Origin of the sequence: Leisingera sp. ANG-DT (assembly GCF_000813785.1) — a bacterium.
Taxonomy (GTDB): domain Bacteria; phylum Pseudomonadota; class Alphaproteobacteria; order Rhodobacterales; family Rhodobacteraceae; genus Leisingera.
Genome location: NZ_JWLE01000005.1, coordinates 99,844 through 124,701 on the forward strand (window position 1 = coordinate 99,844; position 24,858 = coordinate 124,701).

Here is a 24,858-nt window from a genome sequence, read left to right on the forward strand (position 1 = left end):
CACGCCCTGGACAGGGCAATACAGCCTGTTGCTGTTCAAACGCCCCGTCTGGGGCAGGCCAGGATGTGGTGGCAGAAAATGGTTTTGCCCGCTACGTCCATTTTGGTTAAATGATGCAAACCAATTTAGGAGGCCGCCGGTGCCGGAGCAGACCAAGCATTTTGCCCCGCTGCCGTTTTTGCAGCTGGACCGCACATCGGCCACGCCGCTTTATCTGCAACTGGTCCAGCAGTTGCGGCGGATGATCCGGGACGGCGGCATCAAACCCGGACAGAAACTGCCGTCGACCCGCTGGCTGAAGGAGCATCACGGCATTGCCCGCAGCACCCTGGTTGCTGCTTTCGAACAACTGGCCAGTGAAGGCTACCTGCAAAGCTGCACCGGCTCCGGCACCTTCGTGAACCCGGAATTTCCCGGCCTGCATCCCGGCAGCGGTATTGCTGCGGAAGCGCCGCAACCGCCGCGGCTGTCGCAGCGCGGCAGGGCGGCTGCGGAGGGGCTGGATCCCTCCTATTTCGATCCGGTCCGGGTGCGCCCGTTCCTCGCTAATATTCCGGCCATCGACCTGTTTCCGCACAAGGTCTGGGGCCGCATCGAAAACCGCATCCGCAACCGGCTGGACAGCAGCATGATGGCCTATGGCCAGCCAGGCGGCTATGGGCCGCTGCGCGAGGCGATCTGCGACCATGTGCTGAACCGGCGCGGCCTGAAATGCAGCCCCGCTCAGGTGATTGTCACCAACGGCTCGCAGCAGTCGCTGAACCTGATTGCCGCGCTGCTGCTCGACCCCGGCGGCAGGGTGCTGATGGAGGATCCCTCCAGCCCGGTGGTGCGGCTGAGCTTTCAGGCCCAAGGCGGAACCGTCGTGCCGGTCCGGGTAACGGAAACCGGCGCCGCAGTTCCGCAGGACGGCCCGCAGACCGATGGCGCGCGGCTGGCCTATCTGACCCCCTCCTGCCAGTACCCGCTGGGTGCGGTGATGCCGATTGCGCAGCGGCTGGAGTGGATGGACTGGGCCCGCCGCAAGGAGGCCTGGCTGATCGAGGACGATCTGGACAATGAGTTCATGTTCGGCGGCCGGCCCGATCCGGCGATCTATTGCGACGACCATCAGGGCCGCACGATCTATGTCTCCAGCTTCAACAACGCGCTGTTCCCGTCGCTGCGGCTGGGATTCATCATCGCGCCCCCGGCGCTGGCCCGGCCGCTGATGGCGCTGAGCGCGATCACCGACCGCGGCCCCAATACCTGGCTGCAGGCGGTGCTGGCAGAGTTCATCAGCCAGGGCCACCTGAGCACCCACATGCGCCGCATGCACAGCGCCTATGTCCGCCGCCGCAGGGCGATGATCAGCAGTTTTGACCGCATCGCCAGCCCGCATGTGTCGCTGCGCCAGAACACCAGCGGCCTGCGGGTGATTGCCGATCTGCCGCCGGGCACCCGGGACATGGATGTTCTGGACAGGCTGGACGCAGCCGGGCTGTCTGCCTATGCGCTGTCCTATTACTGCATGCAGCGGCAGGACTTGAACGGGCTGCTGCTTGGGTTCGGCTGCACCCACGAAGATGGCATTCCTGCAGCCGTTGAGAAACTTTGCTCCCTGTTTGATCCGGGGGATTGATGACGCGATCCTTCCGCATGAATGGAAGGCGGCGCTATCCTGATCCTCACGGAAAGCAGATCACCCGTCGAGGCCAGGCATGCCCCAGGTCTCTGCCATACTGCGCCAGTCCAGATACAGCAAAGGCGCCCGCTGGGCGCCTTTCATGCAGTTCCTGGCGGGAACGGGTGAATGATTTACAGCCTCAGTGGGTCCAGGGGCTGCGGCGGTTGGTGGCGAAATTGTCGCCGTAGCCGCCCGGGCGGATATTGGCCTTGCGCTCCTTCGGCTCGACAACAACCGCGTCGATGCCATGATCCTCGGCGTATTCCACCGCGGCTTCCTTGCTGTCGAACCGCAGTTTCACCTGCGCCTGGGTATCAGCGGAGGACGTCCAGCCCATCAGCGGGTCCACTTCACGGGCCGAGGCAGGCGCAAACTCCAGCACCCATTTCCGCGTCTTGGCCATGCCGGATGTCATGGCGTTGCGTGCCGGCCGGTAAATCCGCGCTTGCATGGGCTGTCTCCCGCTTGAGTCTCAAATCCAGCGCTTTTATGCGCCGGATGCGGCTCTGCGGCAAGGTGGCATTTTGAACAGGGTTATCCGGGCTTTGCAGCGCTGCCACAGGCCTACCGCGCAAGCATCCCCAGATACGATTGCCGCGCGGCCAGAAACGCCATCAGCCGCGCCGGGTAGCCCTCCGGCGGCGCCTCGCTCACCGACGGCCGGGCCGCAATCGCCGCGCGCCAGTCCGCCATCCGGCCCTGTGCCGGCATCAGCCCAAAGTCCCCAATCACATCGAAGGTATCAAAGTAACGGAAAATGGTGCCCCAGACCCCATCCACCATGTGAAAGTTCTCTCCGGCAAAGAACTCCCCCGCCACCTCCGGCGCGATCCGCTCCAGCCGTTCGCGCAAGGTGTCCGCAGCCGCTGCAAACGCCGCCTCATCCGGTGCATTATAGAGCTTCCCGATGGCCGCCAGCGTGTCCGAGCCGTATTCAATCCAAGCCCGGTGCCGCGCCCGCTCCAGTGCGTCGGCAGGATGCAAGGAGCCGGGTGTCGTCTCATCCAGGTATTCCGCAATCACCTGGCTTTCGAACAGCACCCTCCCACCGGTCTCCAGCAGCGGCACCCGGCCGGTCGGCGACAGCGCCCGGAACCAGTCCGGTTTGCCTGCCAGGTCGATATAGGTGCGCCGGTGCGGAATGGATTTCTCGCTCAGCACAATCACCGCCCGCTGCACATAAGGGCACAGATGGTGGCTGATCAGATGCAGGTCGCTCATGGGCTTCTCCAGTTAGATGCACTTGCATGTATACCAGATGGGCAGGTACCCTTGAATGTCAATGCACTTGCATCTAAATTCCCGCCATGACCGCATCTGCCCCCGATCCCTTTGCCGTCTGGCTGCCGCTGGCGCGCGCGCACAAGACCATCCTCACCGCGGTGGAGGCCGCGCTGAAACAGGCGGGCCTGCCCGGCCTCGACTGGTACGATCTGCTGTGGGAGCTGGAATGCGCAGGCGATGCGGGCCTGCGCCCCTATGAGCTGCAGGAAAAGCTGCTGCTGCCGCAATACGGCGTCTCACGGCTGGCGGAGCGGCTGGCCAAGGCTGGATATCTCACCCGGCAGGACTGCAGCGGCGATGGCCGCGGCCAGGTGCTGCTGCTCACCGCCGAAGGCGCCGAAACCCGCGCGCAGATGTGGGCGGTTTACTCGGACACCATGCAGCAGGCCGTTACCCCGCATTTCAGCCCGGGCGAGGCGCGGCGGCTGTCAGAGCTGCTCGGAAAGCTGCTGCGCCCCGCGTCTGCTGACAAAATCTGACACCATATCCCGGATTGCGGCCCCCGCCCCCTTGCACAGGAACAAAAACAGACCAAAATCGGCGCCGTTCTAAGGAGTCGCCTGATGCCCTACGCCCATTCCGACAAAACCATGCCGATGATGACTCAGCGCGCGCCGCAGCAGCGGCCCAAGCTGGAGGGCGGCAAGCGGTTTGTCATGAACACCACTTTCGCCCCCGCAGGCGACCAGCCCACCGCGATCAAGGAACTGTCCGAGGGCGTGCTGGACGGCGAGCGCAACCAGGTGCTGTTGGGCGCCACCGGCACCGGCAAGACCTTCACCATGGCCAAGGTGATCGAGGAAACCCAGCGCCCGGCCATCATCCTTGCCCCCAACAAGACGCTGGCGGCGCAATTGTACGGCGAATTCAAGGGCTTCTTCCCGGACAACTCGGTCGAATACTTCGTCTCCTTCTACGACTACTACCAGCCGGAGGCCTATGTGCCGCGCTCCGACACCTATATCGAGAAGGAAAGCCAGATCAACGAGCAGATCGACCGGATGCGCCACTCGGCCACCCGCGCCCTGCTCGAACGCGACGACGTGATCATCATCGCGTCTGTCAGCTGCATCTACGGCATCGGCTCGGTCGAAACCTACTCCGCCATGACCCAGGACCTGAAAGCAGGCGAGATGTACGACCAGCGCCAGATCATGGCCGATCTGGTCGCCCAGCAGTACAAGCGCAACGACCAGGCCTTCCAGCGCGGCTCATTTCGGGTGCGCGGCGACACTCTGGAAATCTTCCCCGCCCACCTGGAGGACCGCGCCTGGAAGCTCTCCTTCTTCGGCGAGGAGCTGGAGCAGATCACTGAGTTTGACCCGCTCACCGGCGAAAAGACCGGCACCTTCGACCAGATCCGCGTCTATGCGAACTCCCACTATGTGACGCCCAAGCCGACCCTCAACCAGGCCATCATCTCCATCAAGCAGGAGCTGAAGATGCGGCTGGCCCAGCTGGAGGGCGACGGCAAACTCTTGGAAGCGCAGCGGCTGGAACAGCGCTGCAACTTCGACCTGGAGATGCTGGAGGCGACCGGCCATTGCAACGGCATCGAAAACTACTCCCGCTACCTCACGGGCCGCGCCCCGGGCGAGCCGCCCCCGACCCTGTTCGAATTCATCCCCGACAACGCCATCGTCTTTGCCGATGAATCCCACGTCTCCGTCCCGCAGATCGGCGGCATGTACAAAGGCGACCACCGGCGCAAGTTCACCCTTGCGGAACACGGCTTCCGCCTGCCGTCGTGCATGGACAACCGCCCGCTGAAGTTCGAGGAATGGGACGCCATGCGCCCGCAGTCGGTGTTTGTCTCCGCCACCCCGGCGGCCTGGGAGATTGAGCAATCCGGCGGCGTCTTTGCCGAACAGGTGATCCGTCCCACCGGCCTCCTGGACCCGGAGGTCGAAATCCGCCCCGTGGACATGCAGGTCGACGATCTGCTGGACGAGGTGCGCAAAGTCACCGCAAACGGCTTCCGCACCCTGGTCACCACGCTGACCAAACGCATGGCCGAGGACCTGACCGAATACCTGCACGAACAGGGCATCAAGGTCCGCTACATGCACTCCGACATCGACACGCTGGAGCGGATCGAAATCCTGCGCGACCTGCGCCTCGGCGCCTTCGACGTGCTGATTGGCATCAACCTGTTGCGTGAGGGCCTGGATATTCCCGAATGCGGCCTCGTCGCCATTCTGGACGCTGACAAGGAAGGCTTCCTGCGCTCCGAGACCTCGCTGATCCAGACCATCGGCCGCGCCGCGCGGAACGCCGACGGCCGCGTCATCATGTATGCCGACAAGATCACCGGCTCGATGGAGCGCGCCCTGGGCGAGACCAACCGCCGCCGCGAAAAGCAGATCGCCTACAACCTCGAGCACGGCATCACGCCGGAGACGGTCAAGAAAAACGTCGAGGATGTTCTGGCCGGCCTTTACGAGGGCGACGTCGACATGAACCGCGTCACCGCCCAGATTGATAAACCGATGCACGGCGCCAACCTGGAGGCGCATCTGAACGGCCTGCGCGACCAGATGCGCAAGGCCGCCGAGAACCTGGAGTTCGAAGAAGCCGCCCGCCTGCGCGACGAGGTCAAACGGCTGGAGGCGGTCGACCTCGCCATCTCCGACGACCCGCTGGCCCGGCAATCGGCGGTGGAGGCGGCGTCGGAAGCAGCCGTCAAATCGCGGGGGCGGTCAACGGCCGGCAAGGCCGGGACGCGGGCATACCGGGGCAAGTCACAGAAGAAATTTTCGTAGAAATTCGAACCGTCATTTCAGGTGTAAGTTTACAACTCAAATCAACCAATAGTAGGTTTTCGCCAGTTAGCATGGAGACCTTATGATTCGAGTTAGCTTTACAAAATTCTTGGATTTCGTAGCGCAAACGGGCGAGCCGAAAGCCACAACCGCAGTGCAGGCGTGGCGCCAAAGCAATACCCCCTACGATCCAACCCGCGACTACTATAGAAGAGTTCGAACAGAACTCATCAACTATGAAAAAACTGGTGAAGAGCGGGATTGGGAAGAATTTGTCGCCTCTCAAAACCCAAAGAAACAAAAGAACTTCGAAAGGATCATCAGCTCTTACATGAACTGGCGTGACAAACACTCAGACATTGATTGGTTTGTTCCGCCGCGCGGCGAATGGGCGTCAGCAGAGTTTCAACTTACGATCAACCCTGAAATGGGCCTAACACTGGACGGCCAAAGGCATGCCATCAAGTTGTTCTTTAACAAGAACAAGCTTTCGAAGCTAAAAGCCCAGATGGCAGGGTTGATAATGGACAAAGCGCTATCAGACATCGCTCCGAACACTAAGTTTGCGATTTTCGATATCAACGAGAAGAAATTGCACACTTATGAAGGATCAAGTGACAAACTAAAGTATCTCCTAGTCGGCGAAACAGCTCACTTGTCCGCAATGTTAAATGCGATCAGAGATACCGGCTAAAAACCACTCAACATTTGTTCACCCAGCGCTCGATCCCGAGGGTGGGCGTTCGCGCCCGCCCTGGGGGGCGGGTCGGGCGCGATGCACGGCTTTGCCGTGCAAGGTCTCCGAAAATCCACCGCACACCCATTAACCATTTATAAATAAACAAGGTTTCGCAGCGAAACCTCCTTTCATTTACACCCGCACCCAGCCACGGTTCCCCCGCCCCGGCACACAAAAAACCCCTCCGGAAATTCCGGAGGGGGACCACTCTTCACCACACATTCCAAATCAGTTGTCGGCGGCGGTCTCGGTGCCGGCGTCTTCCGGCGGAGTCACTTCGATGCCGGGCACGGTGATCTCGGCGTCCTTCATCTCCACGTCGACATCCGGCACCTTCACGGTGGCGGTTTCCCCGGTCAGCTCGACCGATCCGACCTCGGCATCGAATTCCGGCAGGTTGCCGCCCTCGACGCTCACATCCACATCCGGCAGGCGGGCCTCTTCGGTCTGGTCGACGTCGATCATGTAGAACGCGGCGGCAATGGCGATAACGGCGGCCACTCCGATGGCAACGGCAGATCCGGTCTTCATGGGTTTTCCCTCTCGATTACCTGGCACCACAACGGTGCGTCGCAGGGATAACGGCCCGGGGGCGCAAAGGGTTCCCAAGAGATTTCCGCCGGTTCCGCCCCAGCCATGCCGCCCCCCTTGCCCGACTCACCCCTTCGGGCGCAGACTGTCAGGCACCTTAAACCTGCGCGCGCCCCGGATTGCCGCTTGCTGCGCCTAGGGCTGATGCCGCCGCCAGATCAGTGAGCCGGAACGCTCCCGCGGCGGCCAGGACCTGCGCCACGCGCCGCCGGGGTCCCGCCCCAGACAGGAGGACCCTTCGATGATTGCCTCACGCCTGAAACATCATCTGGAGGCACAGGGCTTGCCCTTTGCCACCGTCCGCCACCCCTATACCGCCACCGCGTCCGAATGCGCCGAAGCCGCCCATGTGCCGGGCGGCCATCTGGCCAAATCGGTGCTCATTCACATGGAGGAAGGCCCCTTCCTGGCGGTGATCCCCTCTGACCAGAAGGTCGATCTGCACAAGCTGCAGTCGATGGTCGACCGCCGCCTAGGCCTGGCGCCGGAAATTGAACTGGATCAGGTCTTTGACGATTGCGACCCGGGCGCGGCGCCTTGCGTCGGTGCCGCTTATATGGTGCCCACGGTGATCGACGACAGCCTCACCGGGCTGGACAAGGTCTGGTTCGAGGCCGGAGATCACAAGACGCTGGTGGAGATGAAGGGCGCCGATTTCGACACCCTGATGAAGGACGCCAAACACGGCTCCTTCTGCACAGTGCACTGATTGGGCACGAACCGGGCACTGACACCCCGGCCCGCCGCCCCAAGCAACGGGGCGGCCCGGCTGGCGGCGGTCAGAAGTCGAACAGATCTTCCAGGAAGTTCTTCGATTTCTTCTTGAAGGACTTCTTTTCGTACTTCTTGTCATACTTCCGGCCATCTTCCCGGCCGTACTCCCGGCTGCGGTCGTCATAGCGCTGCGGCACTGGCTGCACGGGCTGGGCAGAGCGTTCGATGATCTTGTCCAATTCGCCCCGGTCCAGCCACACCCCGCGGCAGCGCGGGCAATAGTCGATCTCGACCCCGGCGCGGTCGGACATGACAAGTTCGGTTCCGTCAATCGGGCACTGCATTCGCGTCTCCTTGCACAACTCCAGCCTTTCACGTGGGAACCGCTCAGCCGCGGCGCAAGACAACAGGGGCGTAAAAACCCGCAATTTGCGGCTTTCCGCCCGTTTCCAGACAGCTGACGCATGGTAAGCTGCCCCAAACCACGGAGGCTTACATGAGCAGCAAAACCATCCTCGCCGGGCTTCTGGCCCTGATCCTCTCCTGCGTGCCGGCCTTGGCGGACGGCGGCGGCGGCGGCGGCAGCCGGGACGGGATGGACAGCGGCGGCGGCCAGCGCAGCGGCCTCAGCTCCAAGGCCACCCAGGCAGTTGTAAAAACCCTGACCAGCGGCTTTGAGCGCTGCGGCACCCTGCCCCAGGTCTACAAATTCGATTGCTACCGCCACACCTACAAGCTGGCAGCCCAGAAGCTGAACGGCAACCAGGCCTATGCCGAGGCCTACAAGGCGCTGGTGCTGGTCGAGGAAACCCTGACCACAGCCGTCAAGCAGAACCTGGATCCGGCCCAGAAGCCCAAACGCAAGGGTCTGAACCTTTACCGCGCGGTCAAACCGGCGGCAGTGCCGCAGATCAAACGCCAGACCGAGCGGGCGATGAAACAGGCCGAAACCATCCTGCTGCGTTCACCCGCCAGCAAGAAAGAGCATTATACCCGCATTGCCCAGGCAGTGAACTCGAACAAGGTTCTTTTGCGCTCTGCCCTGCTGCCCGGCGGCATGATCCGGCTGGCCTGGAACCTGCTGAAAGTGGCGGTTCCGGCTTAAGGCAAGCGCGCTTCAGCGCACCACATGCACGGCACAGGCCGCGTGGCGCACCACGTGGCCTGAGGTCGATCCCCAGATCAGGTCCTGCATCGCCGGACGGTGCGAGGCGAGGATGATCAGGTCAGGCTGGTTCTGCTCTGCATAGTCCAGGATGGTGCGGCCGGAGTGGCCCTCCACCAGCACGCCTTCGGCATCGGGCAGGGTCTTGGCCAGCCCGTCCAGTTCCGCCTGCAGCGCGGTGCGGGTGTCCTCCATGAAATCCGCCGGGATGTAGGAAATCGCATAGGCCGGCACCTGTTCGATCACGTGCAGCAGCGTCACCTTGGCCCCCGGCGCCGACAGCAGCCGCGCCACCTTGAGCGGCCCGGTCACGTCGCGCTCCGGGTCAAATGAGATCGGCACCAGAATATTGTGATACATGTCTGTTCTCCCTTCTTTGCCAGTCTACACCCTTTTCCCGCCCGGCGCGTTGACCATGATCATCCGCGGCGTGCAGAGCGCAGGCTTGTCCGCAACGCCCCAGACCGCATAAGGTTCCAGTCATGGGCCCGCCCGGCGGTGCGCTGAGATAGTCTTTGAAAGGGACCCGGATGATTTTGAAATCCCTCTCCGCCGGTTGTCTGGCCGTGGCCCTGGCCCTGCCCGCAGGCGCCAGCCCGTCAGTACCGCAGGGCAGCTACACCATCGCGATGTCGGACAACGTCACCGCCAAGGCGGTGAAAGTGCTGACCAGCGGCAACGGCACCTGCCGCCAGCTGCCCTCCGCCTATCAGATCGACTGCTACCGGCAGTTCTACCGCCGCGCCGCAGCGGAGCTGAGCCGCTACCCGGACTACAAGGACGGCCGCAAGGCGCTGAAGATGGTGGAGAGCACTCTGAATGCGGCGCTGAAGCAGTACCGGGACAGATCGGCGGCGCCGCTGCGCAGCGGCGGCCAGACGTTCAAGGCGATCAAGCCGGAGGGTTTGAGCCCGGCGGCCGAAGCCTTCCGGCGCGCCCGGGCTGATGCGGTGACCATCCTGCTGCGTTCCCAGGGGCCGATCAAGGTGCACTACGAGCGCATCGCCGCGGTGGTGGATTCGGCCAAGGTCATCATCCGCTCCGGGCTGATGACCCTGCGCCGGTTTATCTAGGGTCAGGCAGCCCGCCGCCTGACCCGGGCCGGGGCCTCAGGCCCCGAACACTTCGGCGACGTCATACATCACCGGCTCGAAGCTGCGGCACAGCTCGTTGATCTTACGGTTGCGCTCGCGCATCTCCGGGCTGCGCAGCATCGCCATGAAATCCTCGCGGCGGCGCCATTGCGAGTAGTTGGCGATCCGGGTCTGCGCATCGTTCACATGCAGGCCGGCCGCAATGAAGCCCGGCTGCTTGGAAATGAAGTCGGCATAGGCGTCCTCAAGCGCCTCCAGCAGGTCCTGGCATGTCCCCGGCGTCATCTCGAATGTGGTGATAACGGTCTGGATGTCCGCGGTTTTTGCTATTTTCGGCATTGGCTCCTCCGTTGACTTGGGTCCAGCCTACGCCCGATCACGCGGAAAGCGCACGACATTTTTTACGGAACACCCCAGGGCAGCGACCATTGTGGTTAATACAACCTTAACCATAACGCCAAACCCTTGAGGAACTCGTGATGAGGCCCAGGGATGAGAACTGCCTATGCCGCCTGTCTTGCCGTGCTGCTGGCCCCGCCGGCGGCTGGCGGCGCTTGGCTGGAGGTGCCGGGCAAGGGCTTTGCCGCGGCCAGCGCCACCTACCGGCAGACCGACAGCGGTGCACTGCATGAGCTGGGTTATTACGGCACTTACGGGATTTCGCAGAAACTGACCCTGGGGGTAGACCTGAACCAGAATGCGGATATCTCCGGGCACGCGATGATCTTCGCACGGCTGCCGCTGCACGCGGGGGAAAGGTACAGGCTTGCGGTTGAGGCCGGCTTCGGCGGCAATCATTACCGCGGCCAATGGGCCTTGATGCAGAGAACGACCCTGTCCTACGGGCGTGGCTTCGGCTCCGCCACAGCAAGCGGCTGGCTGGCCGTTGATGCCGCCTATGAATTGCGCAACAGCGGTCTGGCGGCGGCCTGGAAATTTGATGCCACCCTGGGCCTGAACCGCCCCGGCAAACCTGCACCGATGCTGCAGATTGAGACCTACAAGCCGGAAGGCGGCCAGTTTTCCTATACGCTGACGCCGTCGCTGCGCTATCCGCTGCCTGCCGGGCGCGAGCTGATCCTGGGGTTGGAGCACCGCAACGCGGGCGGCGGCAGTCTTGGCCTGAAGCTGGGGCTGTGGCAGAAATTCTGAACCCTTTCCCAGGACAGAAAGCGCGATATGGCCGATGTGATCCGCCCCACCGATGATGAAGCCCGCGCACTGGCGCGCGGCCTGATGGAAACCGCCCGCTTTGCTGCGCTTGGCGTGCTGCTGGAGGGTGGCCAGCCGCTGGTGACGCGGGTGGCCTTCGGGCTGGACCCGGACGGATGCCCGGTCAGCCTGGTCTCGGACCTGGCGCAGCACACAGGGGCGCTGCGGCAGCACCCGGCCTGTTCGCTGCTGGTGGGGGAGCCGGGCAGCAAGGGTGATGCGCTGACCTACCCGCGCCTCAGCCTGCTGGCAGAGGCGGCGTTTGTGCCGCGCAGCGATCCGGCGCATGAGGCGCTGGCGGCGGCCTATCTGCGCCATCAGCCCAAGGCCAAGCTTTACCTGCAGTTTGCCGATTTCAGCTTTGTCCGCTTTCGTGTCACGGCGGCGCATCTGAACGGCGGCTTCGGCAAGGCCTTCCGCCTTGCCGCTGCTGATCTGCTGCCCGGCAGCTGACATCAGCTGTCCATCCGCATCAGCACCTGCACCTCGCCCTTGACCGCCTCCTGCCAGCGCAGGCGGATTTCGTCGTTGTTCGATCCCTGCAGCACGTCGGCATAGGGCGCGAGGTAACGGATGCTGTTGCCGCTGGTGCGCAGCGCCCCCTGCGCCACCACGCTGTCGACAAAGCGCGCATAGCCCCGGAACGGCAGCTCCCCGTCTGAATCCACGGTCCAGGACGACGACGCCGAGGACTGGTCATGCAGCACCCGCAGCGGATTGGCGGAATGAGCGGTGACATTGTGGTACATGTTGCCGGTGACCACCACGTTCTTGGACCGGCTGAAGTCGAGATCGGCAAAGCTGGTGTCGACCCGTTCCGCCCGGTCGATGCTGCCATTGGTGGAACGGAACTTGTTGCCGGTGATCGAGACGCCGTTGAGGAAGTTGCCGCTGCCGTAAGGTTTCACCACGATGTAGCTGAACCAGGGCGCGACATCGCCGGACAGGAACACATTGGCGTTGATCGACAGCGCGCTGAAGGAGAAGCCGCCGGTGTAGTCCGGGGTGGAGTCGCGTTCGTTGGTCCATTCGATGAAGCAATTGTCGACATAGTTGTCGGACACGGTGGAGGTGCAGTTGTTGGAGGTCAGCACCAGCCCCGCGGTGCGCACCCCGTTCGGCACGCTGTCGCCCTGAAAGAAATGGTTGCCGGTCACTGTGTTGTTGCTGCCGCCCAGGATCGCGAAGTGGCGGAAGCGGGTGGCACGGTTGCTGCGCAGCTTGGCGTCGTTGTTGTTGACGTTGAGCCCGATGCTGACCCGCTGCGACACATCCAACGGGTCCTCGTCCGACAGGAACTGGCAGTTGTCGACCAGTATGCCCTGGCAGCCAGTGCCGATGGAGGTGATGCCGCGGTCCTTGGGGCGGGAGATGAAGCAGCTGTCGATCGAGGTGACGGATCCCGCGGGCGACAGCCGCAGGGCGCTGCAGCGGCCGTTGCACTGGAACTCGATATCCTGCAGCCCGAACTTGCTGAGCGAGCTGAAACCGCTGAAATCCACCAGGTACTTGAAATCTCGGAAGGTGAAATTCTGGGTCCCCTCAGCATCATAAAGCGCCCCGCTGAGGGTCAGCTCGCCGGCCCCGGTGTTCTTGGATTTCACATAGATCTCGCGGCCCACGCCCGCGCCCTCAACCAGCGATCCGACGGCGATGTTGGCGATATTGGACACATTGGTCAGCTTCTTGGAGTCCGACGCGCTGTAGGTCGCCTGCGAGGTCACAACATCCGTGTCCCAGGCGGAACTGCTGGCGGCCTCCAGCTGGCCGTTGCGGATGACGCGGCGGGTTGCATAGGAGGATTTGTTCGGCACCGCTGCGGCCATGTCGATGGGGCCGGTGACGGTGATCTTGCGGCCCATCAGGTCGAGCGATTCATGGTCAGAGTTGTTGATCAGAGCCTGAAATGCTTTCTTGAAGCCCAGCTCCTCATCCCCGAAGGCGGCGGCATAGGCGGGGAAGTTGTAGTTCTTTGTCAGCAGCAGCATGGCGCTGTCCGGCATCTCAACCGTTCCTTCGAACACCGCTTGGTGGTTCAGCGACACCGTGCTGCCAAGGTAGTATTCGCCCGCAGGCACCAGGATGCGGCGGCCGTCTGCGGCGGCATCTGCGGCCTCGAACGCAGCCGCGCAGTCAAAGCTGCCGTTGCCGATGGCGCCGTAATCGGTCACGTCCACCACGTTCAGCATATCGCGCAGGAAGGCGCTGGTGATGTCGGTGATCTCGATATCATCAATCCGCACCACGCCGCCGTTGGCGCCGGTGAGGTCGAGGCCGAAGTGGCCGTACGCCGCATTGCGGCCCCAGGGCATGTCGACCCCGCCGCGGCTGCCGCTGCCGACGATGCCGGTCACCTCCACCACCTCGCCATAAGTGCTGAGCGCGACCTGCGGAGCGGTTTCTGAAACGCCGCTGATGTGGCTGCCATTGCTTTGCGCCGCCCAGCCGGCCACGCGGACCGAGGGCAGCGCGCCGCTGACGGCCTTGATTCGCACCTTGATCTGCAAATAGCAGCCCGGCGTGAGCGGTGTCTGGCCCATGAAGCGGAGTTTCTGGGTGTTTTCGGTCTTCTGCATCTCCAGGCAGCCGCCGAAATCCGCGTCCGCCGCCACAAAGACCGCATTGGCGGCGCCGTCATAGGTGTCAGAGCCGGGGGTGCCGTCGCCGCTGGACCAGACATTCAGACCTTCCGCAAAGGCGGGGGGCATCAGCTGCAGACCTTCGGTGATTGCCTTGTTCATGGAAGCTTCCTTTCCTGCTGCGCATGTCGCGTTCGGGGAAAAGGAAGTACAGAAAGGGCGTTAAATTCCGCCAAGCGGTGCGTACGCTGCCCTGGGTTCAGACGCTGTCAGCCTGCCCTTGCAGCAGGTGCACCGCGTTGATTTTCCAGCCGCTTTCCAGATTAACCATTTGGTAATCCAATAGGTGCACGGCGCCGCTTTGATCGGTGATCATCACCCGCTGCCACAAGCTGCCGGCCACCTCGCGCAGATCCAGATAGCGCACCTCAGCCGGGCGCCAGACCATCGGATAGCCCTGCTGCACCATCTCGCCAAACCGCTCTGGCGTGCCGAAAATCCGCCGGATATTCGGGGAGGCGTAGGTGAACGCCGTCTCAGCATCATTGTTCAGGAAGGCCTCAAACTGAGAGCCGATCACATCTGTGACCGGCTCTTTCTGAGCTATTGCCGGAAAGGACAGAAGAAAAACACTTACCCCCGCAAACAGAACACTGCGCATCTGTCCCTCCCGGTCCGTTCCCTTAAGTTAGACCAGAGTGACGCAGCGTCAAAACATTTTTTGCGATTTGGTAATTTTCTTGCGCAGGGGAAGGCCGCAGGCGCGCTGTGCGCCGCATCGCTGAAACGAAAAGGGCGCGGAATACCGCGCCCTGTCTCATTGTCGTTGAATGCAGGCTCAGGCCAGTTCGCCTGCCAGCGCCTTTTCGATCAGCGCGATGGTGTCCTCGACGCCGTAAAGCGCGATGAAACCGCCGAAACGCGGGCCTTGGGAGGCGCCCAGCAGCACCTCGTAGATCGCCGAGAACCAGGCGCGCAGCGGCTCAAACCCGTGGATCTTGCCGATGGCAAAGACCACCGACTGCAGGAATTCCTCATCCGCGAAGTTGGCCTCGGGCAGCGGGTCGTCGTTGCCTGCGATCTCGTTCTTCTTGGCAATCGCAGCCAGTGCGGCCTCCGGTGATTTCAGCGCGTCTGCCAGATCGCTGAGTGCTGCGCGCTCCTGATCGGTGGGCAGGCGGAATTCCTTGGCCGGCTTCACGAAGTCGTTGAAATAGGCGACCGCAAAGCCCGCTGCCTGATCCATGCCCGGGTGGGTGTCCGGGGTGGCGTTGGGGGCGTATTTGTTGATGAAGCCCCACATGGTTGCCTTGTCCTCGGCGCTGGAGGCAGAGGCCAGGTTCAGCAGCATCGAGAACGGCACCACCATGTCGGACTGCGGAACGTCGCCGCCGTGGATGTGCCACACCGGGTTGTTCAGCTGCGCCTTCAGGTCCTGTGTGTGGTAGGCGCGCAGCTGCTGATGGTATTCGTCCACCGCCTTGGGGATCACGTCGAAATGCATCCGCTTGGCGGTCTTGGGCTTCTGGTACATGAAATACGCCAGGCTCTCGGTCGAGGCGTAGGTCAGCCATTCGTCGATCGAGATGCCGTTGCCGGAGGATTTGGAGATCTTCTGGCCGTTGGCATCCAGGAACAGCTCATAGGTGAAATGCTCCGGCGCGCGCTGGCCCAGCACCCGGCAGATGCCGTCGTAGATCGGCGTGTTGGTGGAATGGTCCTTGCCGTACATCTCGAAATCGACTTCCAGCGCGGCCCAGCGGGCGCCGAAGTCCGGCTTCCACTGCAGTTTCACGTTGCCGCCAGTCACCGGCAGGGTCCATTCCTTGCCGTCCTCGTCGTCGAAAGTGATGGTGTAGGTCTCGGCGCAGACCTTCTTCATCGGCACGTAAAGAACGCGGCCGGTGTCCGGGTGGATCGGCAGGAAGATCGAATAGGTCTGGCGGCGCTCCTCACGCAGGGACTTCAGCATGATCGCCATGATGTCGTCGTACTTCTCGACGGCGCGCTTCAGGATCTCGTCGAACTGGCCGGAGCCATAGAATTCGGTGGCCGAATAGAACTCATACTCGAACCCGAAGGTGTCGAGGAACCGGCGCAGCATGGCGTTGTTGTGGTGGCCAAAGCTCTCATGCGTGCCGAACGGGTCCGGCACCGAGGTGAGCGGCTTTTGCAGGTGCTCTGCCAGCGCCTCCTGGTTGGGGACGTTGCCCGGCACCTTGCGCATGCCATCGAGGTCATCGGAGAAGCAGATCAGCTTGGCGGGGATGTCCGAGATGGTCTCAAACGCCTTCTTGATCATGGTGGTGCGGGCGACCTCGCCGAAGGTGCCGATATGCGGCAGGCCCGACGGGCCATAGCCGGTTTCGAACAGCACATAGCCCTTTTCCGGCGCGCCCTTGGCATAACGTTTGAGAACCCGGCGGGCTTCTTCAAACGGCCAGGCTTTGCTCTTCAGAGCTTCTTCGCGCACATCAGACATTTGTGTTCTCCATCGGCGGCAGTTCTGTCAGCTATCGGGGTGCCGCGTGATCATCCCGGATGCCCCATGCATCCGGCCCTTCCCTCTATTGTGCCTGTGCAGCATGAGTCAATAATGGCAGCCCTGCCGGCACGGGGATTTGCGGGCCGCAGCCGCGCAAAAATTGCCGCAGCGCGCGGTCTGCCGTTGAACCCGGCTGCAGGCATACCTATCCTGATTGCATCGCAATATTTCCAGACAAGGAATTCGTCCATGACAGAGCAAACCCCGCACCCGATGTCCCCGCAGGACTGCCTGGTGGCGCTGATGGTGGCGGTGTCTGCCTCGGACGAGAACATCCGCACCGCCGAGCTGGTCAAGATCCAGTCGGCAGTGAACATGCTGCCGGTGTTTGCCGACTATGATATCGACCGGGTGAGCCGCATTTCCCGCACCGTGTTCGACCTGTTTGAGCAGGAGGACGGGCTGGAGGCGCTGTTCGGCCTCATTCGCGGCGATCTGCCGGAGCGGCTGTTTGAAACGGCTTACGCGCTGTCCTGCGATGTGGCGGCGGCCGACGGGGTGCTGGGCGAGACCGAATTGGAGTTCCTGGCAGAGGTCCGGTACGAGCTGAACATCGACCGGCTGCACGCCGCCGCAATCGAGCGCGGCGCACGGGCGCGGCACATGGTCTAACGCCAGAAGTTGACGCAGCTTCCCTTGCTGCCCGCGCATGGCGGGGTTGCACAACGCAGGCTTGCAGAAAATTTGACCCACTCCCATTTCGCGCTAGTTCGACGCGTGTTGGGAATCGGTTCATGGTCAGGTGGCAAAGAGATATTGGTGAAATCCGCAGGCTTCTGCTTGAGATTGAGGGCGGCAGAGAGGCGTTCTGCGCCCTGCCGCGCTCTTCTGCCGAAGCAATGATGCTGCCCGCGGAGGAGTGCCTGCCCGACGCCGAGGCCCGCAAGCTGTCCTATCACCTGAGCCTCTTGGAAAGCGCCGGGCTGGCGCAGTTCAGCCGGCTGTCGAACGGCAACTGGCATGTGCGCGGCCTGACCTGGAGCGGCCATGAACTGCTGGACAATATCCGCCGCGAGGACATTTGGACCGCGGTCCAGGCGCTCCACCGGCAGATGGGTGGCTTCAGCATGGAGATCCTCAGCGATCTGGCCAGGGACTTGATGCGCCGTGAGGCCGGCGTGCTGGAAACTTCCGGCACCTGAGCAGTGCTTCCGGGGACCCGGCCGGCGCTCACCCCGCGCCGGCCGTACTTTTTTTCACCGGTACAGAGCAGAGTTCAGGTAGCGCAGGCCGGTGTCGATCACCACGGTGACCACCCGCTTGCCTGGCCCCAGTTCGCGCGCCCGCTGCAGCGCCGCCCAGATATTGGCGCCGGAGGTGATACCGCCCAGCAAGCCTTCCTGCTGCGCCAGCATGCGAGCCGCGGCAAAGGCGTCCTCGTCCCGGACCGGCACCACGTCGTCGATCAGGTCGCGGCGCAGGATCTTGGGCTGGAAGGACAGCCCGATCCCCTCCAGCTGATGGGTGCCGCTGGTGTCGCCGCCCGACAGGTTGCGCACGTGGTAGGGCTCGATGGCGATGATGCGGGTTTCGGGGTTCACCTCCTTCAGCACCTCGGCATTGCCGGAGATGCAGCCGCCGCCGCCGGTGGCCGTGACAAACTCATCCACCGCCCCGTCCAGCTGCGACAGGATCTCCCGCGCCATACCGTGATAGCCGCGCTTGTTGTCCATGTTGTTGACCTGATCGGTCCAGAACACGCCGGGTTCCGCCGCCAGTTCCCTAGCGCGGGCAATGGTGCGGTCGATCACGCTGGCGGTCAGGATGCCACCCTCGGCGTGGATGATCTCCACCTCGGCGCCATAGGCGCGCATGGTCTGCAGCTTTTCCTCCGAGAACGCATTGGAAGAGACGAAATGCGCCTGGTAGCCGCGGGTGGCGCAGACCATCGCCAGCGAGCTGCCGGTGCTGCCGCCGGTGTATTCCACCACCCTGCCGCCGGGTTCCAGATCGCCGCGCCGCTCCGCCCCTTCGATCATCGACAGCGCCATCCGGTCCTTCATGCTGCCGGTTGGGTTGGCGCCCTCCCATTTCACCCAGACCTCGGCCATTTCCGGGGTGGTCAGATGCTTCAATTGAACAAGCGGCGTGTTTCCAATGGCGTTCATGCGGCGGGTCTCCCTTGCTGCGCGACTCACTTTCAAAATTAAAGTGACTATGCGCCAGTGGCTTTCATTTTAAAAGTCTCTTAGTGTTAGAGGGCTAATACCCTTAGGAGACGCGCCGTGACCCAGCCGCAGACAAAGTACCGCTCGCGCTGTTCGATTGCCCGCACGCTGGATGTGCTGGGGGACAAGTGGACGCTGCTGGTGGTGCGCGACCTGATGTGGCACGGCAAGCATACGTTTCAGGAGCTGCAGGCGAGCGAGGAGCATATCGCCGCCAACCTGCTGTCAGAGCGGCTGAAGCGGCTGATGGCGCTGGGGCTGGTGGCGCGGGAGGCGTATCAGGACCGGCCGGTGCGCTACCGCTATGCGCTGACGGAGGAGGGCCGCAGCCTGGAGGCGCTGCTGCTGCAGATCATGGGCTGGGGCCACGCGCATCTGGGCGGCGGATTGTATGACCCGCAAACCGGGCGGACAGTGGCGGAAGCGGATTAACCCCTGTGGGCCTCAATCAGCCTTTTTAGGCTCTGTTTTTGCTGCCCGTCAGCGTCGAAATTGCCAGGGTCGAGCCATTCAGCATAGGCCGCCTCCAGCCGCGACCATTCGCTGTCCAGCACCGCATACCAGGCGGTGTCGCGGTTGCGGCCCTTGTAGACGACGGCCTGGCGGAACAGCCCTTCATAAGTGAAACCCAGCCGTTCCGCTGCCCGGCAGGAGGCAGCGTTCAGGGCGTCGCATTTCCATTCATAGCGGCGGTAGCCCAGGTCATTGAACACCCGCGCCATCATCAGGAACATCGCCTCCGTCGCGGCGGGAGTGCGCTGCAAGGCGGGCGCATAGGTGATGCCGCCAACCTCAATCACGCCGTGCTCCGGCTTGATCCGCATGTAGCTGGCCACACCTTCGGCCCGGCCGCTGGCGGTGTTGACGATGGCGAAATAGGGCTGCGCGTCGACGCCGCTGGCACCCTGGATCCAGGCGCGCAGTTCGGTTTCGGTGCCAAACGGCCCCCAGGGGATATAGGTCCAGATTGCGCCGCTGGGGTCCTGGCTGAAGGCGGCAAACAGATCTGCAGTGTGGCGCGCGGCGTCCAGCGGCTCCACCCGGCAATAGCGGCCTGCCAGGCCGTCGTGGCCGGGCAGGCGCGCGCCCTGCCAGTCCGGCAGCGCAGCACCGATGGGCTGTCCGTGGTCATTGATACGCTCGGTCATGGTCTGGTCCTTTGCACTCCGGGCAGGCAGATGCCGCCCGCCGGTCTGCCCGCAAACTGGCCCAGCGCAAACGTCCAGAAAGTGAAAACTTTCCCAGACCAGTCAGGCCCTAACTGCCGTAAACCGCACCCCAGCGTTCAATCAGCTGCTGCTGCAGCTGCTTGGCGCGGCGGTTCCAGCTGCGCCCGCCCTGGGGGCGTTCGCGCTGCGCCCGCGTCAGGCGGTTGCGGGTGTTCTGATCCGCGGTAAAGATGGCAAAGGCCAGCACGGTGCCGTCCGCCGCAGTCATGAAGCCGCCAAGACCGGAGACAAAGTTCAGGGTGCCGGTCTTGGCGGCAACCTTGATCGGGTGGCCCTTGATGGTGCGGCCCTTGGCGTCGCGCATCTGGAACGGTTTCAAAAGCGGCTTCAGCTGGCCCGCCTTGTAGGCGGCCACCAGCGCGCCGGTCAGATCCGCCGGTGTCATCCGCGAGTCCCCGCCCAGGCCGGAGTGATCCACCAGCCGGCTGCCGGACATGCCGTATTTGCCCGCCGCCCAGCGGCTCATCTCTGCCGCCGACGCCTTGAGCGAGGCCGGGCGGCCCGCGCGGGCGGCGGTGGCGGACATGCCGATCATCTCAGCCATCAGGTTGTTGGAGTATTTCAGCATTGCCTTCAGCAGCACATCCAGCGGCGGGCTGTGGTGCTGGGCCAGCAGGGTGGCTGAGGGCAGCGCGCGGGTCTCCTTGGGCTTGGAGAGTTTTATGCCGTTGGCGCGTGCCAGGGTGCGGAACACGTCCCCCGCATAAGCCGCCGGGTTGCGCACCGGCAGCCAGCGCGCGCCGCCCTTGCCCAGCGCCTTGGAGGCGACGGTCCAGTGATCCACCCCGCCCTTCTCCGCGTAGGTATAGACCGGCACCGCGCGGGACTGGATCGCCATCCGGGCGGTAGCGACTTCGGGGCGGTATTTCTCAGTACGGGCGTCCATGGTGATCGCCCAGCTGCCGCCCGCCGCGCGCTTCCATTCGAAGTGCACCCGGTTGAAGTTGAGCGAGATGCCGCTGACTGCAGGGGAATAGCCGACATGGTCGGGCTGGTCGGGGTCGATGGTTTTGACCGACGGCAGCGCGCCGTCCCAGACCAGGAACTTGCCGCGCACCTCGCGCACGCCGGCGGTCTTCAGCGATTTTGCCAGCAGCGCCAGATGGTCGGTGTTCAAGAGCGGGTCGCCGCCGCCGGCCAGGATCAGGTCGCCCTTGACCACGCCACCGGACACGCCGCCGGTGGCGAGGATGCGGGTCTCAAACCGGTGGTCCGCGCCCAGCACATCCAGCGCATAAAGCGCGGTCAGCGCCTTGGCGACGCTGGCGGGCGGCAGGGCCTGAGAGCCGCCGGAGGATTCCAGCAGCTTGCCGGTCTTCACATCCGCCACTGCACAGACCGCCTCGCCGCGCAGCCCCGCGCGTTCGATCAGCGCCTTGAGGCCATCGGCACCCGCGGCCAGAGAGCTCACCTTGCGGGCAACAGGCCGCAAGGAAACCGCCGGCGCATTGGCCAGCGCAGAGGAGCCCGCCAATGCGGCAAGCCCGGAAAGGAGGAATGTCCGGCGTGAAGTCATCTTGTTCATTTTTAGGGTCAGGAGCGGCTCTACTTCAATCCCCGATCCGCAGCTTTGCGCCGCAAGGTCCGGGCTTTTTCACACGGGCAAGTCCTGCTACCGCTGGCAGCCATGTTTCAGGCAGTACTCCTCATGTTCGCGGCCATGTCAATGATCCCCGCAGGCGACCTGTGCGGGAAACTGCTGACCGGCGCCGGGCTGGCGACGCCCGCCTTTGTCGCCTGGTCCCGCTTTGCCATCGGCACCGCGCTGATCCTGCCCTTTGTGCCGCGCCGGGCGTTCTCCCTGCTGGGCGACTGGCGGCTGTGGCTGCGGGCCGGGCTGCTGACCGGCGGCATCTTCTCCATCCAGCTGGCGCTGCAGACGGAACCGCTGGCCAATGTCTTTGCCGCCTTCTTCATCGGGCCGGTGGTCAGCTATGTGCTGTCGGTGCTGCTGTTGCGCGAGCAGGCAACCGGCCTGCGCAGCCTGCTGATGGCGCTGGGGTTCCTGGGCGTGCTGATGGTGGTGCGGCCGGGGTTCGGCGGCTCCGCCAACTTGCTCTGGGCGGTGCTGGCGGGCTGTTTCTACGGCGGCTTCCTGACCAGCTCGCGCTGGCTGGCGCATGTCGGCACACCGCTGGAGCTGAGCCTGACGCAGCTGTTGCTGTCGGCCCTGCTGATGCTGCCGCTGGGCCTCGCCAGCCTGCCGGAGTTCACCCCGTCCACCGCCGCGCTGACGGTGGGGAGTGCGGCGTTCTCGATGCTGGGCAACCTCCTGCTGCTGTTTGCCTATGGCCGGGTGCAGGCGGTAAAACTGGCGCCGATGGTCTATTTCCAGCTGGCCGCCGCGGTCGGCCTTGGCTGGGCGGTGTTCAGCCAGCTGCCGGACGCCTGGACCTGGGCAGGGCTGACGGTGGTGCTGTCGGCCGGGCTGGCCTCAGCCGCCCTCCGTCGCTGACCAGCCGCCGCGGGCGCGGATTTCGGTCGAGCTGGCCTCCACCATCGGCAGGTTCACGAAACACCAGGCCGGGCTGTCGGCCTGCGCCAGCAGGCGGCTTTCGCTGCCTTTCAGCAGCGCGTGGCGGTAGATCCGCGCGGCGGGTGAAAACCGGGCTGAGATCCGGTCGCCGGGCCGCGCCAGCACCCCCACCGGCACCGTGTCGAGGATCTGCTGCCAGTCTTTCCAGCGGTGGAAATGGGTCAGGTTGTCGGCCCCCATCAGCCAGACAAAGCGCACGCCGGGATGGCGGCGGCGCAGGTGGCGCAGGGTTTGGGCGGTGTAGCGGGTGCCAAGGTCCGCCTCGATGCCGCTGATATGGATGCGGGGATGCTGCACCAGCACCTCTGCCGCTGCGATCCGCCGCTGCAGGGGCGCAGGCTGGCGGGTCTTCAGCGGGTTGCCGGGCGACACCAGCCAGAACAGGTGGTCGAGCCCGAAGCGTTTCAGTGCCGCATGGGAAATCGCCGCATGGCCGCGGTGCGGCGGATCAAAGGACCCTCCGAGCAGCCCGACGCTCTGGCCCGGGCGGATATGCGGCAGCTTGCAAACCATGAAGGCCTTGATGCGCATAGTTTTTGGGAGAGATCAATTGCCGCCTGCGGGCGGCAGTGCAGAACAGCGGAAGTACGGCAGCACCTGTCCGCCCTGCAGATGGTGCAGCCGCCATGAGACGGGGCAGCTGCACCGCGAAACGCCAAGGGGCCAGAGCCGCCAGCCCCTGCCGGTGTTCCGCAAACCGGTGTTCCGGCGGGGCCGCGTCAGTGGGTATGCGCGGCGGGCGCGGTCAGATGCAGACCCGGTGCCGGATGCGCCAGGTCATGCGGGTCCTGGCCTGCCGCCGGGATTTCGCTCCAGCTGTTTTCGCCGCTGGCGCATTCCTGCACAGTGGGGAAGAACAGCATCTTCTCCGGCTCCAGCGACCCGTCCAGCTTGGCGCGGAAGGTGAACTCGTCATAGAAGTCATCCTGCAGCTCGCCGGTCCAGATGATCTCCTTCACGCCGGAGGTGAGCGTTTTGCCGTAGTAGTCATAGCTGTTTGCATAATCGCCAGAGACCGTTTCCAGCGTCCAGCCCGCCTTGGGCATCGGCTTCACCGAAATCACACCCTCTGGGATGGTTATCCGCAACTTCAGGGTGGCCTCGCCGCTGCAGCCGTGGCCAATCCGCATCACGCCCTTGTAAAAGCTGCCGGTTGCGGCCTCCTGCTGTTCCAGGGTGGCATGGGCCTGAGCCGCGGTTCCAAAGGCAGCCGCCAGCAGCGCCGCCGAAGCGATTTTCATGAGTGTCATCAGTCTTGTCCGTTTGTTCACATGTCAGATGTGCCGGGGGTCCCGGCGGTGGCTGTCATGTGAAGGCTGGCGGCGCCCGGGCCTGGTAGATGGACACAACGCCCAGTGCCGCGATCCAGCCGCCGCGCGCGGCAGTTGCCGTGCGGCGGTATAGGCAGGAATGCACAGGTGCCTTGGCCTGGGGCAGCACCGCCCCCGCCGCCAGGGTGCAATTCGGGCAGCCTTGGCGGTCTTCGCCGCCGCCAAAGCTGCAGATATCCGAGGCGGCAAAACCAAAGGCCGCAAACCCCGGATCCGCCGCAACCGGCCGCGCCGCATGGATCCCCGCCAGCAGCGCAAAACAGAGCGCCGCCGCCAGCGCCAGCCCCGTCCTGTATCTGTGCCACTGCGTCATGGGGACCTGCCCTTCGGGTGCCTTGTTCCTGGCCCCTGTCTAGAGCACGGACGCGGGGCATTTGTTGCGCTTGATCAATGTGCTGGAGAGATATTCAGCACCACCAGCCCGCAACAAACGATGGCATCTCACCCCATCAAAAAAGTGCCTGCTCGCTTGTTGACCTCGCCTTCAGGTGTTGCTGTAACACGGAATATACCGCCTCGCTTTTTTATTGGAGACCTCCATTGCTCAAACTTCGAAACATTGCCGCGTCCATTGTTTTCAGCACCCTCTTTACCGGTTCCGCCATGGCAGGTGTGAACGAAGATCTGGAGTTTATTGTCACTGAAACGGTGACGGCTGAACTGTTCGAAGCTGCCTTGCAATCCCAAAGGCAACTCATTCTGAGTGCCATGAACAACGACCTTCAAGAAAAAGGAATCCGGGTCAGCGATCTGGATTCCTTCATGGACATTATCATGGAAGAGTTTGTTGCGAGCTTCACAGAAGAAATGCAGAAGCGCACCAAGGATATCTATCTGGACCTTTTCACTAAGAGCGAAATTCAAGGCATCGCAGCCTTTTACCAAACAGCGCCAGGACAGGCTCTCATCCAAAAAACGCCCGCGCTGATGACCCGCGGAGCCGACATGGGCCGGGAGGTCGGCAGATCCTCTGTCTCCAAGCTGATGCCGCGTGTTACGCGCCGGATGGAAGAAGAAGGCATCATCATCGACAGCCCCTCCGTCACCGACAAGCTTCTGAACGCTTTTAACTAGAAGACCTGACGCTGGGCAGCTTTGCGTAGCCAGCGAGCCATTGCCGGCCCGCGCCACCAGCCCGGCGCGGGCCCAAACGGCACGCCCCGGTGCACAGGGGGTGCACAGGGGGTGCACGCTTGGCACCCCCTCGCGCAGGCCTGCTTCCCGCATTGCCCCGCCGCCGCCC

Annotated in this window: 29 protein-coding genes; 14 read left to right on the forward strand and 15 right to left on the reverse strand. The window is 63.6% G+C overall.

The genetic code is table 11. The features are described from left to right. Window positions 1-139: 139 nt before the first annotated feature. Window positions 140-1,621, forward strand: coding sequence for a MocR-like pyridoxine biosynthesis transcription factor PdxR (pdxR, locus tag RA21_RS05730; protein WP_052257605.1), 1,482 nt, complete (start codon window positions 140-142; stop codon window positions 1,619-1,621). Window positions 1,622-1,805: 184 nt separating this feature from the next. Here pdxR and RA21_RS05735 read toward each other — a convergent pair whose 3' ends face one another. Next, complete coding sequence (locus RA21_RS05735) at window positions 1,806-2,117, reverse strand: ETC complex I subunit (protein ID WP_019296678.1); 312 nt, start codon at window positions 2,115-2,117, stop codon at window positions 1,806-1,808. A gap of 113 nt (window positions 2,118-2,230) precedes the next feature. Then, window positions 2,231-2,887: a glutathione S-transferase family protein gene (locus tag RA21_RS05740; protein WP_039147216.1), complete on the reverse strand. Its 657-nt coding sequence runs from the start codon at window positions 2,885-2,887 to the stop codon at window positions 2,231-2,233. A gap of 86 nt (window positions 2,888-2,973) precedes the next feature. Between RA21_RS05740 and RA21_RS05745 the strand changes: the two genes are divergently transcribed. From RA21_RS05745 to RA21_RS05755, 3 genes are all read left to right on the forward strand, one after another. Further along, window positions 2,974-3,429, forward strand: coding sequence for a MarR family winged helix-turn-helix transcriptional regulator (locus RA21_RS05745; protein ID WP_039147218.1), 456 nt, complete (start codon window positions 2,974-2,976; stop codon window positions 3,427-3,429). An 84-nt stretch (window positions 3,430-3,513) separates the two neighbouring features. Continuing rightward, on the forward strand, window positions 3,514-5,712 hold the full coding sequence (gene uvrB, locus RA21_RS05750; RefSeq protein WP_039147220.1) for an excinuclease ABC subunit UvrB: 2,199 nt from the start codon (window positions 3,514-3,516) through the stop codon (window positions 5,710-5,712). 109 nt (window positions 5,713-5,821) lie between these two features. Beyond that, window positions 5,822-6,406, forward strand: coding sequence for a hypothetical protein (locus RA21_RS05755; protein WP_206540046.1), 585 nt, complete (start codon window positions 5,822-5,824; stop codon window positions 6,404-6,406). Between the two features lie 273 nt (window positions 6,407-6,679). Here the strand turns inward: RA21_RS05755 and RA21_RS05760 are convergent, their stop codons facing one another. Next, on the reverse strand, window positions 6,680-6,982 hold the full coding sequence (locus tag RA21_RS05760; protein ID WP_019296683.1) for a hypothetical protein: 303 nt from the start codon (window positions 6,980-6,982) through the stop codon (window positions 6,680-6,682). 301 nt (window positions 6,983-7,283) lie between these two features. Here RA21_RS05760 and RA21_RS05765 point away from each other — a divergent pair, with 301 nt between their 5' ends. Next, window positions 7,284-7,751, forward strand: coding sequence for an aminoacyl-tRNA deacylase (locus tag RA21_RS05765; protein ID WP_019296684.1), 468 nt, complete (start codon window positions 7,284-7,286; stop codon window positions 7,749-7,751). 70 nt (window positions 7,752-7,821) lie between these two features. Here RA21_RS05765 and RA21_RS05770 read toward each other — a convergent pair whose 3' ends face one another. Continuing rightward, entirely contained in the window at window positions 7,822-8,100 is a 279-nt protein-coding gene (locus RA21_RS05770) for a TFIIB-type zinc ribbon-containing protein (protein ID WP_039147224.1), read from the reverse strand. Window positions 8,101-8,252: 152 nt separating this feature from the next. Here RA21_RS05770 and RA21_RS05775 point away from each other — a divergent pair, with 152 nt between their 5' ends. After that, window positions 8,253-8,861, forward strand: a complete 609-nt coding sequence (locus RA21_RS05775) for a hypothetical protein (protein ID WP_039147226.1) — start codon at window positions 8,253-8,255, stop codon at window positions 8,859-8,861. 12 nt (window positions 8,862-8,873) lie between these two features. Here RA21_RS05775 and RA21_RS05780 read toward each other — a convergent pair whose 3' ends face one another. Beyond that, window positions 8,874-9,281, reverse strand: a complete 408-nt coding sequence (locus RA21_RS05780) for a universal stress protein (protein WP_019296687.1) — start codon at window positions 9,279-9,281, stop codon at window positions 8,874-8,876. Window positions 9,282-9,451: 170 nt separating this feature from the next. On the opposite strand from RA21_RS05780, the gene RA21_RS05785 reads away from it, so the two are divergent. Beyond that, window positions 9,452-9,994 (forward strand): hypothetical protein, encoded by a 543-nt coding sequence (locus tag RA21_RS05785; protein WP_039147229.1) that lies wholly within the window; start codon window positions 9,452-9,454, stop codon window positions 9,992-9,994. 36 nt (window positions 9,995-10,030) lie between these two features. On the opposite strand, the gene RA21_RS05790 is transcribed toward RA21_RS05785, so the two are convergent. Next, window positions 10,031-10,354, reverse strand: coding sequence for an antibiotic biosynthesis monooxygenase family protein (locus tag RA21_RS05790; protein WP_019296689.1), 324 nt, complete (start codon window positions 10,352-10,354; stop codon window positions 10,031-10,033). A gap of 153 nt (window positions 10,355-10,507) precedes the next feature. Here RA21_RS05790 and RA21_RS05795 point away from each other — a divergent pair, with 153 nt between their 5' ends. Together RA21_RS05795 and RA21_RS05800 are read left to right on the forward strand one after the other, a co-directional pair. Then, complete coding sequence (locus RA21_RS05795) at window positions 10,508-11,167, forward strand: hypothetical protein (RefSeq protein ID WP_052257606.1); 660 nt, start codon at window positions 10,508-10,510, stop codon at window positions 11,165-11,167. A 27-nt stretch (window positions 11,168-11,194) separates the two neighbouring features. After that, on the forward strand, window positions 11,195-11,680 hold the full coding sequence (locus RA21_RS05800; RefSeq protein ID WP_039147232.1) for a HugZ family pyridoxamine 5'-phosphate oxidase: 486 nt from the start codon (window positions 11,195-11,197) through the stop codon (window positions 11,678-11,680). Between the two features lie 2 nt (window positions 11,681-11,682). On the opposite strand, the gene RA21_RS05805 is transcribed toward RA21_RS05800, so the two are convergent. The 3 genes from RA21_RS05805 to RA21_RS05815 form a co-directional block, all read right to left on the reverse strand. After that, window positions 11,683-13,968, reverse strand: a complete 2,286-nt coding sequence (locus tag RA21_RS05805) for a hypothetical protein (RefSeq protein WP_039147235.1) — start codon at window positions 13,966-13,968, stop codon at window positions 11,683-11,685. Window positions 13,969-14,065: 97 nt separating this feature from the next. After that, window positions 14,066-14,467, reverse strand: a complete 402-nt coding sequence (locus tag RA21_RS05810; RefSeq protein WP_039147236.1) for a DUF4864 domain-containing protein — start codon at window positions 14,465-14,467, stop codon at window positions 14,066-14,068. A 177-nt stretch (window positions 14,468-14,644) separates the two neighbouring features. Further along, window positions 14,645-16,288 (reverse strand): lysine--tRNA ligase, encoded by a 1,644-nt coding sequence (locus RA21_RS05815; protein ID WP_039147238.1) that lies wholly within the window; start codon window positions 16,286-16,288, stop codon window positions 14,645-14,647. A 252-nt stretch (window positions 16,289-16,540) separates the two neighbouring features. Between RA21_RS05815 and RA21_RS05820 the strand changes: the two genes are divergently transcribed. Together RA21_RS05820 and RA21_RS05825 are read left to right on the forward strand one after the other, a co-directional pair. Continuing rightward, entirely contained in the window at window positions 16,541-16,963 is a 423-nt protein-coding gene (locus tag RA21_RS05820; RefSeq protein ID WP_039147779.1) for a tellurite resistance TerB family protein, read from the forward strand. 122 nt (window positions 16,964-17,085) lie between these two features. After that, window positions 17,086-17,493, forward strand: a complete 408-nt coding sequence (locus RA21_RS05825) for a DUF2513 domain-containing protein (protein WP_039147240.1) — start codon at window positions 17,086-17,088, stop codon at window positions 17,491-17,493. 54 nt (window positions 17,494-17,547) lie between these two features. On the opposite strand, the gene RA21_RS05830 is transcribed toward RA21_RS05825, so the two are convergent. Beyond that, on the reverse strand, window positions 17,548-18,459 hold the full coding sequence (locus RA21_RS05830; protein WP_039147243.1) for a PLP-dependent cysteine synthase family protein: 912 nt from the start codon (window positions 18,457-18,459) through the stop codon (window positions 17,548-17,550). A gap of 117 nt (window positions 18,460-18,576) precedes the next feature. On the opposite strand from RA21_RS05830, the gene RA21_RS05835 reads away from it, so the two are divergent. Beyond that, window positions 18,577-18,951 (forward strand): winged helix-turn-helix transcriptional regulator, encoded by a 375-nt coding sequence (locus tag RA21_RS05835; protein WP_019296698.1) that lies wholly within the window; start codon window positions 18,577-18,579, stop codon window positions 18,949-18,951. Here the strand turns inward: RA21_RS05835 and RA21_RS05840 are convergent. Then, a complete protein-coding gene (locus RA21_RS05840; protein WP_039147244.1) occupies window positions 18,948-19,667 on the reverse strand; it encodes a GNAT family N-acetyltransferase in 720 nt (239 codons plus the stop codon). The two genes, RA21_RS05835 and RA21_RS05840, sit on opposite strands and share 4 nt — an antisense overlap. A gap of 109 nt (window positions 19,668-19,776) precedes the next feature. Further along, window positions 19,777-21,264 carry a D-alanyl-D-alanine carboxypeptidase/D-alanyl-D-alanine endopeptidase gene (gene dacB / locus RA21_RS05845; protein WP_082008905.1) on the reverse strand — a complete coding sequence of 496 codons (1,488 nt, stop codon included), beginning with the start codon at window positions 21,262-21,264 and terminating at the stop codon, window positions 19,777-19,779. 132 nt (window positions 21,265-21,396) lie between these two features. On the opposite strand from dacB, the gene RA21_RS05850 reads away from it, so the two are divergent. Then, window positions 21,397-22,203, forward strand: coding sequence for a DMT family transporter (locus RA21_RS05850; RefSeq protein WP_241477385.1), 807 nt, complete (start codon window positions 21,397-21,399; stop codon window positions 22,201-22,203). Here the strand turns inward: RA21_RS05850 and RA21_RS05855 are convergent. From RA21_RS05855 to RA21_RS05865, 3 genes are all read right to left on the reverse strand, one after another. Next, a complete protein-coding gene (locus tag RA21_RS05855) occupies window positions 22,183-22,815 on the reverse strand; it encodes a nicotinate-nucleotide adenylyltransferase (RefSeq protein WP_082008895.1) in 633 nt (210 codons plus the stop codon). The two genes, RA21_RS05850 and RA21_RS05855, sit on opposite strands and share 21 nt — an antisense overlap. Window positions 22,816-23,003: 188 nt before the next feature. Beyond that, window positions 23,004-23,534 carry a YcnI family copper-binding membrane protein gene (locus RA21_RS05860; protein WP_039147249.1) on the reverse strand — a complete coding sequence of 177 codons (531 nt, stop codon included), beginning with the start codon at window positions 23,532-23,534 and terminating at the stop codon, window positions 23,004-23,006. A gap of 55 nt (window positions 23,535-23,589) precedes the next feature. After that, window positions 23,590-23,928 (reverse strand): hypothetical protein, encoded by a 339-nt coding sequence (locus tag RA21_RS05865; RefSeq protein WP_039147251.1) that lies wholly within the window; start codon window positions 23,926-23,928, stop codon window positions 23,590-23,592. Window positions 23,929-24,155: 227 nt separating this feature from the next. On the opposite strand from RA21_RS05865, the gene RA21_RS05870 reads away from it, so the two are divergent. Further along, entirely contained in the window at window positions 24,156-24,689 is a 534-nt protein-coding gene (locus RA21_RS05870) for a DUF2059 domain-containing protein (protein ID WP_162183421.1), read from the forward strand. Window positions 24,690-24,858: the final 169 nt, after the last annotated feature.

Coding starts and splice junctions, on each gene's coding strand:
- RA21_RS05735 (WP_019296678.1), bottom strand. CDS start 2,117: ATGCAAGCGCGGATTTACCGGCCGGCACGCAACGCCATGACATCCGGC.
- RA21_RS05740 (WP_039147216.1), bottom strand. CDS start 2,887: ATGAGCGACCTGCATCTGATCAGCCACCATCTGTGCCCTTATGTGCAG.
- RA21_RS05745 (WP_039147218.1), top strand. CDS start 2,974: ATGACCGCATCTGCCCCCGATCCCTTTGCCGTCTGGCTGCCGCTGGCG.
- uvrB (WP_039147220.1), top strand. CDS start 3,514: ATGCCCTACGCCCATTCCGACAAAACCATGCCGATGATGACTCAGCGC.
- RA21_RS05760 (WP_019296683.1), bottom strand. CDS start 6,982: ATGAAGACCGGATCTGCCGTTGCCATCGGAGTGGCCGCCGTTATCGCC.
- RA21_RS05765 (WP_019296684.1), top strand. CDS start 7,284: ATGATTGCCTCACGCCTGAAACATCATCTGGAGGCACAGGGCTTGCCC.
- RA21_RS05770 (WP_039147224.1), bottom strand. CDS start 8,100: ATGCAGTGCCCGATTGACGGAACCGAACTTGTCATGTCCGACCGCGCC.
- RA21_RS05775 (WP_039147226.1), top strand. CDS start 8,253: ATGAGCAGCAAAACCATCCTCGCCGGGCTTCTGGCCCTGATCCTCTCC.
- RA21_RS05780 (WP_019296687.1), bottom strand. CDS start 9,281: ATGTATCACAATATTCTGGTGCCGATCTCATTTGACCCGGAGCGCGAC.
- RA21_RS05785 (WP_039147229.1), top strand. CDS start 9,452: ATGATTTTGAAATCCCTCTCCGCCGGTTGTCTGGCCGTGGCCCTGGCC.
- RA21_RS05790 (WP_019296689.1), bottom strand. CDS start 10,354: ATGCCGAAAATAGCAAAAACCGCGGACATCCAGACCGTTATCACCACA.
- RA21_RS05795 (WP_052257606.1), top strand. CDS start 10,508: ATGAGAACTGCCTATGCCGCCTGTCTTGCCGTGCTGCTGGCCCCGCCG.
- RA21_RS05800 (WP_039147232.1), top strand. CDS start 11,195: ATGGCCGATGTGATCCGCCCCACCGATGATGAAGCCCGCGCACTGGCG.
- RA21_RS05805 (WP_039147235.1), bottom strand. CDS start 13,968: ATGAACAAGGCAATCACCGAAGGTCTGCAGCTGATGCCCCCCGCCTTT.
- RA21_RS05810 (WP_039147236.1), bottom strand. CDS start 14,467: ATGCGCAGTGTTCTGTTTGCGGGGGTAAGTGTTTTTCTTCTGTCCTTT.
- RA21_RS05815 (WP_039147238.1), bottom strand. CDS start 16,288: ATGTCTGATGTGCGCGAAGAAGCTCTGAAGAGCAAAGCCTGGCCGTTT.
- RA21_RS05820 (WP_039147779.1), top strand. CDS start 16,541: ATGACAGAGCAAACCCCGCACCCGATGTCCCCGCAGGACTGCCTGGTG.
- RA21_RS05825 (WP_039147240.1), top strand. CDS start 17,086: ATGGTCAGGTGGCAAAGAGATATTGGTGAAATCCGCAGGCTTCTGCTT.
- RA21_RS05830 (WP_039147243.1), bottom strand. CDS start 18,459: ATGAACGCCATTGGAAACACGCCGCTTGTTCAATTGAAGCATCTGACC.
- RA21_RS05840 (WP_039147244.1), bottom strand. CDS start 19,667: ATGACCGAGCGTATCAATGACCACGGACAGCCCATCGGTGCTGCGCTG.
- dacB (WP_082008905.1), bottom strand. CDS start 21,264: ATGACTTCACGCCGGACATTCCTCCTTTCCGGGCTTGCCGCATTGGCG.
- RA21_RS05850 (WP_241477385.1), top strand. CDS start 21,397: ATGTTCGCGGCCATGTCAATGATCCCCGCAGGCGACCTGTGCGGGAAA.
- RA21_RS05855 (WP_082008895.1), bottom strand. CDS start 22,815: ATGCGCATCAAGGCCTTCATGGTTTGCAAGCTGCCGCATATCCGCCCG.
- RA21_RS05860 (WP_039147249.1), bottom strand. CDS start 23,534: ATGACACTCATGAAAATCGCTTCGGCGGCGCTGCTGGCGGCTGCCTTT.
- RA21_RS05865 (WP_039147251.1), bottom strand. CDS start 23,928: ATGACGCAGTGGCACAGATACAGGACGGGGCTGGCGCTGGCGGCGGCG.